Annotated in this window: 11 protein-coding genes and 1 pseudogene; 7 read left to right on the forward strand and 5 right to left on the reverse strand. The window is 61.0% G+C overall.

Annotation, left to right across the window (positions count from 1 at the left end; all coding sequences use genetic code 11):
* Positions 1 to 166: 166 nt before the first annotated feature.
* The 4 genes and pseudogenes from DYI24_RS13090 (at position 167) to DYI24_RS13105 (ending at position 3,363) form a co-directional block, all read left to right on the forward strand.
* Positions 167 to 1,010: pseudogene (locus DYI24_RS13090) on the forward strand (hypothetical protein).
* A 168-nt stretch (positions 1,011 to 1,178) separates the two neighbouring features.
* The gene (locus tag DYI24_RS13095) at positions 1,179 to 1,934 is read left to right on the forward strand and encodes an alpha/beta fold hydrolase (RefSeq protein ID WP_164572597.1); all 756 of its coding nucleotides are present in this window, start codon (positions 1,179 to 1,181) and stop codon (positions 1,932 to 1,934) included.
* Positions 1,935 to 2,148: 214 nt separating this feature from the next.
* Positions 2,149 to 2,976, forward strand: coding sequence for a serine O-acetyltransferase (gene cysE, locus DYI24_RS13100; RefSeq protein ID WP_107345219.1), 828 nt, complete (start codon positions 2,149 to 2,151; stop codon positions 2,974 to 2,976).
* A gap of 168 nt (positions 2,977 to 3,144) precedes the next feature.
* Positions 3,145 to 3,363: a DUF3126 family protein gene (locus DYI24_RS13105; protein ID WP_012496853.1), complete on the forward strand. Its 219-nt coding sequence runs from the start codon at positions 3,145 to 3,147 to the stop codon at positions 3,361 to 3,363.
* Positions 3,364 to 3,377: 14 nt separating this feature from the next.
* Here DYI24_RS13105 and DYI24_RS13110 read toward each other — a convergent pair whose 3' ends face one another.
* Entirely contained in the window at positions 3,378 to 4,088 is a 711-nt protein-coding gene (locus DYI24_RS13110; RefSeq protein ID WP_164572598.1) for a hypothetical protein, read from the reverse strand.
* A gap of 189 nt (positions 4,089 to 4,277) precedes the next feature.
* Between DYI24_RS13110 and DYI24_RS13115 the strand changes: the two genes are divergently transcribed.
* Together DYI24_RS13115 and DYI24_RS13120 are read left to right on the forward strand one after the other, a co-directional pair.
* On the forward strand, positions 4,278 to 4,610 hold the full coding sequence (locus DYI24_RS13115) for a DUF6949 family protein (protein WP_107345217.1): 333 nt from the start codon (positions 4,278 to 4,280) through the stop codon (positions 4,608 to 4,610).
* A gap of 58 nt (positions 4,611 to 4,668) precedes the next feature.
* Positions 4,669 to 5,199, forward strand: coding sequence for a gamma carbonic anhydrase family protein (locus DYI24_RS13120; RefSeq protein WP_164572599.1), 531 nt, complete (start codon positions 4,669 to 4,671; stop codon positions 5,197 to 5,199).
* A gap of 31 nt (positions 5,200 to 5,230) precedes the next feature.
* On the opposite strand, the gene DYI24_RS28065 is transcribed toward DYI24_RS13120, so the two are convergent.
* From DYI24_RS28065 to DYI24_RS13130, 3 genes are all read right to left on the reverse strand, one after another.
* Complete coding sequence (locus DYI24_RS28065; RefSeq protein WP_205523501.1) at positions 5,231 to 5,398, reverse strand: hypothetical protein; 168 nt, start codon at positions 5,396 to 5,398, stop codon at positions 5,231 to 5,233.
* A 10-nt stretch (positions 5,399 to 5,408) separates the two neighbouring features.
* On the reverse strand, positions 5,409 to 5,600 hold the full coding sequence (locus DYI24_RS13125; protein ID WP_164572600.1) for a hypothetical protein: 192 nt from the start codon (positions 5,598 to 5,600) through the stop codon (positions 5,409 to 5,411).
* A 213-nt stretch (positions 5,601 to 5,813) separates the two neighbouring features.
* Complete coding sequence (locus DYI24_RS13130; RefSeq protein ID WP_164572601.1) at positions 5,814 to 7,304, reverse strand: porin; 1,491 nt, start codon at positions 7,302 to 7,304, stop codon at positions 5,814 to 5,816.
* A gap of 521 nt (positions 7,305 to 7,825) precedes the next feature.
* Between DYI24_RS13130 and DYI24_RS13135 the strand changes: the two genes are divergently transcribed.
* Positions 7,826 to 8,413 (forward strand): MarR family winged helix-turn-helix transcriptional regulator, encoded by a 588-nt coding sequence (locus tag DYI24_RS13135; protein WP_164572602.1) that lies wholly within the window; start codon positions 7,826 to 7,828, stop codon positions 8,411 to 8,413.
* Positions 8,414 to 9,478: 1,065 nt separating this feature from the next.
* Here the strand turns inward: DYI24_RS13135 and DYI24_RS13140 are convergent.
* Positions 9,479 to 10,336: a class I SAM-dependent methyltransferase gene (locus DYI24_RS13140; RefSeq protein ID WP_164572603.1), complete on the reverse strand. Its 858-nt coding sequence runs from the start codon at positions 10,334 to 10,336 to the stop codon at positions 9,479 to 9,481.
* Positions 10,337 to 10,767: the final 431 nt, after the last annotated feature.

Raw genomic sequence — 10,767 nt, forward strand, 5'->3', positions numbered from 1 at the left:
GCAGCGCACCATACCGCCGCCGCTGCCTGATTCCTAGAGCGGCCGGATAGAGATTGCCCGGTGAAATTCGACACAATCCCGTGGTGTGGGAGAAGCCCTCCTTTCGTCTGATCGGTTGTGTCGAAGTGATGACGCACCATCTCCTAGGGAGAAACACGAGGACCGGATGCGGCTACAACTCGGCGTGGCGAAGTTCTGCCTTGCAATCAGCGCTGTGGCGCTGGTCGCCGCATGGCCGCACGCCCAGTACAGTGCCAAACTGATCGCCGCGCAGGATGATCCCGCCAGCTTGTCGGATCTGCAGATCGCGGAGGCTTTGCGGCGAGATCAGGGCATGATCCCGCGACAGATCGAGGCTGCACTCGCCGCAGGTGATGCTGATCTCGCGCGCAGCCTGGTCGAACTGGCCGGCGCGCATCGGGTCGCGTTGGCTGACGAACTGACACGGCGCGTCGATGATGCGGTCGCTGCGGATCGTGCGCCTGCGCAAGTGGCGACACGGTTCGCGACCGGGCTAGTCACCGGCACTGCAACGTGCCGTCGCTGATGGGTCGCTGCTTCGCCCGGCGCAGACGCTCGATGCGGTGAAGGCTGCAGTCCGCACCGACAAAGCCGGCGGTTTGATGCGGTTCGCCAAGGATGTCGGCAAGATCGGCGAGAAGGCCGGCACGCGCGGCGCGTTCGATGCGCTTAAGGTTGCTGAAAATCCGAAGGATGTAGCGCGAGCCGCGAAACTTGCCGAAGCCAAAGGGGGGCAGACCCGTGCGATCATCAAGCTGCTCGGGCGTGGTGCTTTGTTGCTCACGACCGGCCTGTGGAATTTCGCCTCGTGGATCTTCAGTGCGCTGATGATGCTGATCGGCTTCGTCACCTCGCTGAAGGCCGGCACCGAGCGCCTGACGCAACGCTGGCTCGATCGCCGCAAACGCAAGGCGGCCAAACGCGCGCTTGCCGCAACCAGGCAGCCGCAGCCGTCCCTCGGCGCGGCATCTGCCACGGCCGAGGCATAGTGCGAGCGGTGCAAGAATGATAGAGTTCGATGCTGTTCGTTACGCTTGCGCGGATCGCGGCCATGCTGGTTCGCCGACGCGACGGATCGTGTGGCTCGGCTGCGCCCGCCCCCGGGCCTGACGAAGTAACCCACTACGCTCATTCCTATCATCAACGACGGATACCTGATGCCGAGCTTTGATCACGCCGGAGTCAACATCGCTTACCTCGACGAAGGCCAGGGCGAGCCCATTTTGCTGATTCACGGCTTCGCCTCGAACAAGAACGTCAACTGGGTGTATCCGTCCTGGCTGTCGGAATTGAAGCGAGCCGGGCGCCGGGTCATCGCGATCGACAATCGCGGCCACGGCGAGTCCAGCAAGCTGTACGATCCGAACGACTACACGCTCGAGGCGATGGCCTCCGACGCGGTGGCGCTGATGGATCATCTTGGCATCGCGCGCGTCGACGTCATGGGCTATTCGATGGGCGCGCGGATCGGCGCCAATCTCGCGCGGTGGCAGGAGCAGCGGGTCCGCTCGCTCGTGCTCGGCGGTCTCGGCATGGGGCTCCTCAGCAACGAAGGGCGTCCCGGTGAAAACGTCGCGCACGCGCTCGAGGCCGACGCGCTCGACGATGTCACCGATCCGGTTGGTCGCACCTTTCGCGCCTTCGCGGATCAGACCCGTTCCGATCGCAAAGCGCTTGCCGCCTGTATGCGCGGATCGCGCGGACTGATGAGCCGCGAGGACGTCGTCCAGATCGCCGTCCCGGTGCTGATCGCGGTCGGCACAGACGACGACGTCGCCGGCTCGGCACACGACCTCGGCGACATCATTCCGGGCTCGGAGGTGCTGGATATCCCGCGCCGTGACCACATGCGCGCGGTCGGCGACAGGGTTTACAAGGAAGGTGTGGTGGATTTTTTGGCGCGGCGGCCGTGACGGCGCCCCGCCGCTCCGGCCTTGATTCAGTCGCCGCAGCCGCCCACTTTGAAAAGGTGAGGGGTTCGCTATGATGGCGCTGGCTCTCGGAATATCGGCTGGCTTCAAGGGTTTAACGATTCTTGGCACGTGCCGAGCCGGCTTCGACAGTCGCCGCGACAGCGCCGCGGCTGGCGTGGTATAGTGTTCTGAACGACCGATCGAGAGAGCCGGCATGGTGATGCATCAGATCAATCCGCAGAGTGCGAACGTGACGGCGCTCGATCCGATCTGGGAGCGGGTGCGGAGCGAAGCCGAAGACATCGTTCGGCGCGAGCCCGAACTGGCTTCGTTCATCTTTGCGAGCGTGCTGCATCACGATCGTCTGGAAGACGCAGTGGTGCATCGCGTCGCCGAGCGGCTCGATCATGCGGCGCTGTCCGGTGATCTGATCCGTCAGACTTACGAAGACGCCCTGCGCGATCAGCCGGACATCGGCAACGCGTTTCGTGCCGATATGGTGGCGGTTTTCGATCGCGATCCGGCGACGTCGCGCTTCATCGATCCGCTGCTGTACTACAAGGGCTTCCACGCCATTCAGACGCATCGTCTGGCGCATTGGCTGTTCGGCAAGGGACGCAAGGATTTCGCGCTGTATCTGCAGAGCCGGGCGTCGGCGGTGTTTCAGACCGACATCAATCCGGCGGCGAAGATCGGCCGCGGCATCTTCTTGGATCATGCCACCGGTCTGGTGGTCGGTGAAACCGCGGTGATCGACGACGACGTTTCGATCCTGCACGGCGTCACGCTCGGCGGCACCGGCAAGGAGCACGAGGATCGCCATCCGAAGATCCGGCGCGGCGTGATGATCGGCGCCGGCGCCAAGATTCTCGGCAACATCGAAGTCGGACACTGCGCGCGCATCGCCGCGGGGTCGGTGGTGCTGAAGTCGGTGCCGCACAACATGACCGTCGCCGGTGTGCCGGCCAAGGTGGTGGGGGAGGCCGGCTGCGCCGAGCCGTCACGCACCATGGATCAGATGATCAACGCGATTGGTCTCTGATCGGTCGAATTGCCATCGGCCTCGATTGCGGTTCGCAACTCGCCGCGAGGGGTTGCGGCAGCGGCCGTGAGAAAGTACTGACGGCGACCCCGGCCGTGGCCGGTCGCGCGACGAAACGAATACCGTCGGCGCTGCGCCAGCCATCGCCCAGATGAATTGGAGATTACCGTGGACGTTCAGGAAGTCAGAAAACTCGATGCCTATCTCAAGCGGGTGTTCGGCAATCCGAAAATCCGCGTGGTGCCGCGCCCGAAGAAGGAAGATTCGGCCGAGGTCTATATCGGCGAGGAGTTCATCGGCGTGCTGTTCGTAGACGACGAGGACGACGATCGCTCGTTCCAGTTCCAGATGGCGATCCTGGAAGACGACCTGGCCGACGTCGAGTAACCGGATCTGTCGCCTCAGCCGCGCACATGCATCTGCGCGGCGAGCTGCGAGATCGCATGCGCGACATTCCGCCACTCCGTCAGCCATTGTCGCGGAAACCTGAAGGTGAGGTCGGCGCCTTCGATCCGCATTTCGCTCAGGCACATTCCCGGCGTTTGCCGATCTCGCGTGCAGCGCGCGGCCAGTTCAGGCTGCTCCGTAGCTACGAACAGATCCTCGTTCGCGTAAGGTGAGCTTTCCAGGAACGGGCGCATTGTCAGCCCATCCGTGGTCTGCGGAGCGACCGGCGCGAGATAGCGGGGATAGATCGTGCGCAGCCGTGTCTCAGGCGCCAGCGTGTCCTGGTGTGCGGCGATCGAGACGAAAATCCGATCAATCGGCTGAAATTCGGCGATTTCCTCTGCCGTCTTATGCGTAGCGCGCTCTGGCGGCAGCAGTGACGGATACAGGAACGCGAGGTCGACGCGCTCCTGCGGCCCGGAGCGGCGTTGATACTTCACCCGAAATGCCTTGGTCGGCACATTGAACAGCGTGTCGCCAATCGTCACCGGGGTGCGATCCGGATCACCGACCGTCTGCACGTGCCAAGTCGGCCACAGCAGATAGGCAACAGCCGCAATCGAAGCCGCGCCGATCGCACCGCCGATCATCAACGGGACGCGGGAATGATTGCGCCGGGCGCGGGAATCGCGCGGACGGCCCGGAAGCGACGATACCAAAGTCATGACAACGCAGACATCCGACACCACGAATCAGCCGGACTATGCCACGCGGCGAATCGGTCCCGAACGGGATTGTGCGGCGCACGTGTTTAATTCTTCTTCGGCGCGTTAACCTTTTCTTAAGGCTGTCGTGGCGTCCGTCGTCGAATTTTGCGACACCTTCAGCCTACCCATCGAGCTGGGAAGCTGCTGATGTCGCCCGATGCGCTCAACAATCTGTTCTCGCTTCTGATCGGCTTTGCCGTCGCCGGCGCGCTGACCAGCGCCTATCAGGCGATGGCGCAGCGCCCCGCCGGCTTCAGTCTGCTGCAACAGGGCGTGGTCCCGCAGAGCTTTGCGGCACTTCCGTTTCTGATGTTCGCAGCGCCGTTTATCATCATGCGCAACACGCTGACCGGGCCGCGCACCTCCGATCTCCGGCGTGCGCAATTCGTGATGCTGGCGACTCTGCTGGCTGGGTTCTGGAGCCTGATGTCAGGAACCGTGGTTGTGATGGCGTTGCAGGCTCTCGGAGTGTTCACCTGAAAACCATTGCGTCGAGGCCGCTGCATTGTCATGACGGAGCGGACGACAGGAGGCAGCGATGGCGATCTACGAACTTGACGGGCAGCGGCCTGATCTTCCGGCAGATGGAAATTACTTCATCGCTGACAGCGCCTCGGTGGTCGGCAAAGTTCGCCTCGGTAGTTCGGTCTCGGTCTGGTTTGGCGCCGTTCTGCGCGGCGACAACGAATGGATCGAGATCGGCGAGGGCTCCAACATTCAGGACGGCACGACTTGCCACACCGATCCGGGGTTTCCGCTCAAGGTCGGCAAAGGCTGCACCATCGGCCACAACGTCATCCTGCACGGCTGCACCATCGAGGACAGCGTTTTGATCGGGATGGGTGCGATCGTGATGAATGGCGCCAAGCTAGCGCGTGGCTGCGTTGTCGGGGCAGGTGCCGTGGTCACCGAAGGCAAGTCGTTTCCAGAGAACTCTCTGATTCTCGGAGCGCCGGCCAAGGTCGCGCGGACGCTTTCCCCCGAACAGGTCCAAGCGATGCTGGCAGGCGCTGGCTTTTATGTCGCCAACGGCCAGCGCTACGCCAAGGGGCTTAAGAAGATCGGGTGAGCAGAGCCGCGCCCCTCGCGGCCGGCTTCCGTCAGGTTCCTTCAGACTCGTTCGCTTCGATTGCGGTCGCGACGCGCTCATGCCCGGTGGCCCACAGTGCGTGTTCTTCGCTGCCCTCGTGATAGGGATTGGCTTCGGCGGGAATGTTCTCGCGCGCTGCGCTTTCGCCCAGTGTGAACGGATCCGGGTCGGCGGACATCGGCTGCTCCTTAATGTTTGCGATGCAGAGCCGGCGCTACGCTCTTGCGCAGCGCATCCTTCAAGTCGATCGGCACGCCGTGCTTCTTCAGAAGGTCGGCGAACGCCTCGTCGGCGAGCTCTTGGAGCGTCGCCATCCGATCGCGGCCGAGCTGTGTAAGTCTGTCGAACGAGTCGTCGTCAAAGCCGATCAGCTTGCGCATCGCGTAGTCTCCGCAGCGTCAAGTTCCAAGGCAAGAAAACGTTCCGGAAGACAAAGGGGCGGCGTCCGGGATTCGTTAGCAGGCCGGGTAAGACTTGATGAGGTTATCCAAACGCGGAGCAAGCTCGACGCGCTGGATTAAGACCTCCAAAAAGGAAAACCTCCGGCGGGGCATCGCCGGAGGTTCCTTGGAGGTTTACAAGTTGTTTAGGACTTAGAAAGTGCGCTGGACGCGGACTGCGCCCACCACAGTGTCCTGATCCTTGAACTGGTAAACCGCAGTCGGCTTGGTGCCGCCCGGCGAAACCGAACCGGTGAAGCCGGTGTAGTTCTGGTCGAGGCGGGTCCACATCACTTCGCCCGAGAACGTCAGGTTCTTGACCGGGGTCCACGAGGTGCGAGTGCCGATCTGAGCGATATTGAAGTTCGGGGTGCCGGTGAAGTTACCGCCGACGCGATTGAACAGGGCCGCGGTGTAGAGAGCGCCACCGGTGCTGCCGTAGTCGACCGACGAGTACGAACCGAAGATCGAGGTCGCCCAGTTCGGGTTCCAGTTGTGGTTGAAGGCACCACGGATACCCCAGGCCTTGGTGGTCTCGATGCCGCCACCGTTGACGAACACGCCGTCGACAGCCGTACCGATACCCAGGGTCTGATAGGCAACGCCATCGGCGTTGTTGCCGAAGATCGAGAAGTAGTTCGGGCTGGTGCCGCCGATCACGTAGCGGATCGCGCCATCAGCATAGGTCGCGTCGAGGTTGATCGAGTCGCCCGGGCCGGTCGGCAGGTTCTTGAGCGACAGGGCGGCGAGAACCGCGTAGCCCCACTTGTCGCTCGGATGGCCGGAGGTCTCGTTGCTCGGATCGTAGTAGCTGGCGCGGATCTGATGCGCCGCCGCCGATACCTGGAAGAGGCCCCAGGCCTGGTCGACGCGGACCTTGCCGACGATGTCCGGAATGCTGGTCCCGGCGGTGTAGTTAGTGGCGCCGCTGGCGAAACCGCTGAGCCAGTTGGCTGCTGAGCCGAGGCCCGGGGTCACGTTCAGCACGGTGATGGTCGAGCTCGACGGACCCTGCGCCCAGCGATAGCCCGACTGGTCTTCGAGGCTGATCGAGGCCGACACGCCATTGCCGAATTCAGCAGTGTAGCTGACCTGATTGACGCCGGTCGAGGTATCGTCGCCGCCGAGCAGGTTCGAGCCGATGTTGCCCGGGCTGCCGTTCCACGGGGTCGAGAACTGCGAGACCGCCTTACCGAAGGTGAAGCCGGCGAACTGCACGAACGCGAAGTACACGCCGAGGCTACCGTTGGCGACGGTGTCGCTGCCGGTGGTCCAGGTGAACACCGAGTCGAAGTAGGTGCGAACCACGCCGTATTCGGTCGCGGTGCGGGTGTCGATGTTCAGGTCGGCACGCGAACGATAGATGGTGTTGTTGGCAAGCCGGTTGCCCTGACCGGCGCTGCCGTTCCACGACGGAGTTTCCGTCATACCGCCGGCGTTAAACGCGTACTCGGCGCGGATGAAGCCGCCGAGCTTGATGCAGGTGTCGGTGCCCGGGATGTAGTAGAAGCCTGCGCCGTAAAGCGAGCAGACCTTCACGTACTCGACCGCCTTGGCCTTGAGCGGAAGATCGGCCGCCTGCGCACCAGCGGTGGCGACGAGGAGCGCCGCACCACCGAGCATAAGGCTCTTCGCAAAATTCATCGTAAACCTCCAAGTTTGCCTTCGAAGGGCATGCCGACCGGTGCTGTGTTCCGGTACGAGCCCGCCCGTGAACCCGACTGCTCGATGCCAGAGCGTGAGCAGTTTGAGCCGGGACGACTTCGAGGTTGCCCCCCTCCGTCAGGGAACTAGATACATAACAAACATAGCTAACGGAAGGATCGAACAAAGGAGTGCGACGTCATCGGACAAAACTGTGGTATTGAGGCAACAGGGTGTCACGATTCTGTCACGTCCAAATTCCGCGATCCGGGCTTGGCTGCGGCCGGCTCTATGCTCGATCACCAGTTGCGACAGGCTTGAAACGACTTTGTTTTCAGGCCATCGCAGCTGCCGCTGGAGATAGAGACGACGAACGAGCGTACGACTGGGACGAAAAATGGCACCTTTGGTCTCAGCTCAAGTTTGGGTACATAACGCAATCACGTCTGCGCCGCGATTTCGGGTTCGTCCGAGTCGACAAACAAAAAAGAACGTTTCGGGGATGATTCGGAGGGGCGGGGATGCCGCATCGGACTAGGGAGCAGCATCACGACGAAGCCGTTACGCGGCCGTCGTTGGTGATGCAGCCGCTCCAGGCGGTGGGGGCCGAGGAGCCGCCCGGTGTTTCACAAGCGTGCGCGCACCGAGATTTCGGCGTGTCCCACCAGGTGATTTGGGATTTCGTCTCGATCAGCAACAATCTCGAGGACATGCGCCGCGCGTGGGCCAAGCTGTTCGGAATTAGCGGCTCGCAGTGGCTGATCTTGATGGCGATCGCCGATCTCGACCAGGGAAATGGCGTGTCCGTCGGCGACGTGTCACACAAGATCCACGCCGTCTCGACCTTCGTCACAACTCAGACCAAGATCCTGGAGCGGATGGGGCTGCTCAATCGGGTGCCCTCGACGGAAGATGCCCGCGTGGTGCTGATGTCGCTGTCTGATGAAGCGCGCACCAAGATCGACCGTCTATCGCCGCGCTGGGAAGCGTTGCATGCATATATCTTCAGTGATTTCGACGCCGAGGCGCTCAACGACGTCAAGGCCAAGCTCGAAATGCTGAAGAATCGAACCAAGGAGGCGATGTTGCGGGTGCTCGACGAGCCCTAGCAGGCTTTGAAGAACTTTGTTTCGGTCGGATCGAGAGTTCCAGATGGGCTTCTCCGCCGAGCGTCGGCTTTGCCGGATGGCGCTTGGCGCTTAAGCCGAGGTGCCTCATGCGGTTGCCCCCGACAGTCATGGCAGGCGGATCAGATGGCGGGTCGTTAGCGCCAGCTTGAGGGCGGCATTGACGCGGGTGCGGCCTCGGAACTGCATGTTTGGTAAGGCCGGCCGGGCCGTCATCCGCTAATTTCTCCTCGATGCGCTTGCGACAGTGTACAGTGTACTGACCGCGTAGATGCGTGCCTCAGAACCAGTCGGTCGGTCGTGGTTTGGTGCGGCTTGCTGGCCTTGTTCGAATGCTCGTCGATGGCGATGTGCCCCGCCACCGAACGGTTTCCCAGCTCCTCGACACAATCCGTAACCTCGTAAGCACTGTCTGCAGGCGGCGCTATCCGGCGCGTGTGATCACCGCGATGGCGGTGGTTAATTCCAACGTTGATCCCGCTCTGCGGTGCCGCGACTTGTTCGACGCCGCCCAGCACTGTTAGGCCATCGCCGTTCTCCTTAGTAGAAGTCCCTGTGGCAGAGCCTCGCCGACTGGCTACCGCAAGATACTCGAAGAAGTTTAAATGAGCTCACGCCGTGTCGTCTATGCTGCGGTCGCGGGACCAGCGAAACAGTATGTCGAATCTACCCGCTCCAACGCCTGCCGCTCCAAGCGATTGACGTTGAAGCCTGTAGCAACAGCTCCCGCAGCGATCCATGGCGCCCGAATGCTGTGTCGAGCGCTTTGAGGTCCTTGAAAGGTGAGCCAGCGCCGTCTTGGCAAGCTGCTTGTCGTCCGGAGCGGGTGATCGGCGCGAATCCCACCTTCTACATCGATAAGGGCGAACGGGAGTCCTGTCCGTTCGTCGCTCCGCGGCATCATTCGCGCCTCATTCGATCCGGATTTAAGGAAGCATGACGGGAGGCGCGTCGCCAAGCGCTTATTCAACAGTCAAAGCTTTGCTGCCGGAAAAGGGCTGTCGGCGCGTTAAGCACTACGTCGAATACGACCGATTTTTCGGTCGATCACGCCGTCTTTGTAGCTATCAAGGTGTGCACGACCGGAAGTATTTCGTCAGATCGATAACGTTGGAGGACTGCCTGGCCAAGTGGGTGATTTAGCAGCGTCGGATCGCCGCCTTCCAGGTCGTTTCTGGCAATGGACAAACAGCGTTGTCGTGCCGCAGCGTCTAGGTATTCCGCGCTTGATCGCTTGTTAAAGAACTTAAGGTCGAGCATGTAATCGACGATGTCGACGATGTCGTGTCCTCGCTCGCCCTGTATTCCGTTCTGGTTTGCGTAGGATAAGATGCCCGATCGATCGAAGACAAGATGGACCCAGGGGTGTCCATGGAAGCAAGTCATGTGGTGTCCATAGGCGGAATTCCACAGTGGAGCCGCGATTGAATACAAAACTCCTCCGGGTTTGAGGAGTCGCGCCATCTCAGTAAAACCGGCGTGGATATCTGTGACGTGTTCCATTGTGGCAAAGGAGAAGATTAGGTCGTACTGATTGCTCTGAAGATTGGTCCTCTCGATGCTTTGCTTGTAATAAGTTGTGCGTTCGTTGGTGAAGGCCGCTCCCACCTCGTCGATCACGTCAAGTCCGTCGACTCTAGATGCTCCAAGATCGATGAATTCTCTGCAATCTTCCCCGGTGTTGGCTCCTACTACCAGTACAGAGGAGTGTTCGATGTCTACAAGGCGAGCGGCGTTGGAGGTATGTAGTTTGTTGTAATCAATTTGATCCGTCTGGCCCGATGGTGCGCTGTCTTTTTCGGGTTGGATTTCTCCCTTTGCCCCGGGCGGCGTTGAAGGAGTGTCTGGCGCAGGCAGAAACGACTGGTAAATAGATTTGGTAAGTTGGATTGCTTTGCTAAGCATGGCCGAATTCCCAATTTTGGGTATTTCGATCTCCGGGAGAATTCTGCGGAGTGTCTGAATATGTTTAATTGTGGAGTGTAATGCTCATCGCTTCAACGGGAGATTTCGTCGAAATTTAGTACACCCCGGTCAGCCACGGTAATCGTGTCCTGTTGGCGTTACCGTCAACGGGTTCGATTGTACGGCTTGGTCGCGATGGTCGTCCATGTAAACGGAACTACATCAAGGTGCGTGGAAGGGTAGAGATCTGTAGCCTCCAGAGATTTCGTACCGCGCTCGCGGAATAACGGTGGTTGAGACCTGAAAGGCTTACTGTCGGCGAAGTGATGCGTGTCTCGCGTGTCGCAGCCGATCGTGCTTGTCGTGTATCGTTCGTCTCTGGCGTGCTCTGGCTGTTGCTATGGCAGACTACACCTCATCTGTGCCAAAGG

The organism is Rhodopseudomonas sp. BR0C11, assembly GCF_010820945.1.
Taxonomy (GTDB): Bacteria; Pseudomonadota; Alphaproteobacteria; order Rhizobiales; family Xanthobacteraceae; genus Rhodopseudomonas; species Rhodopseudomonas palustris_H.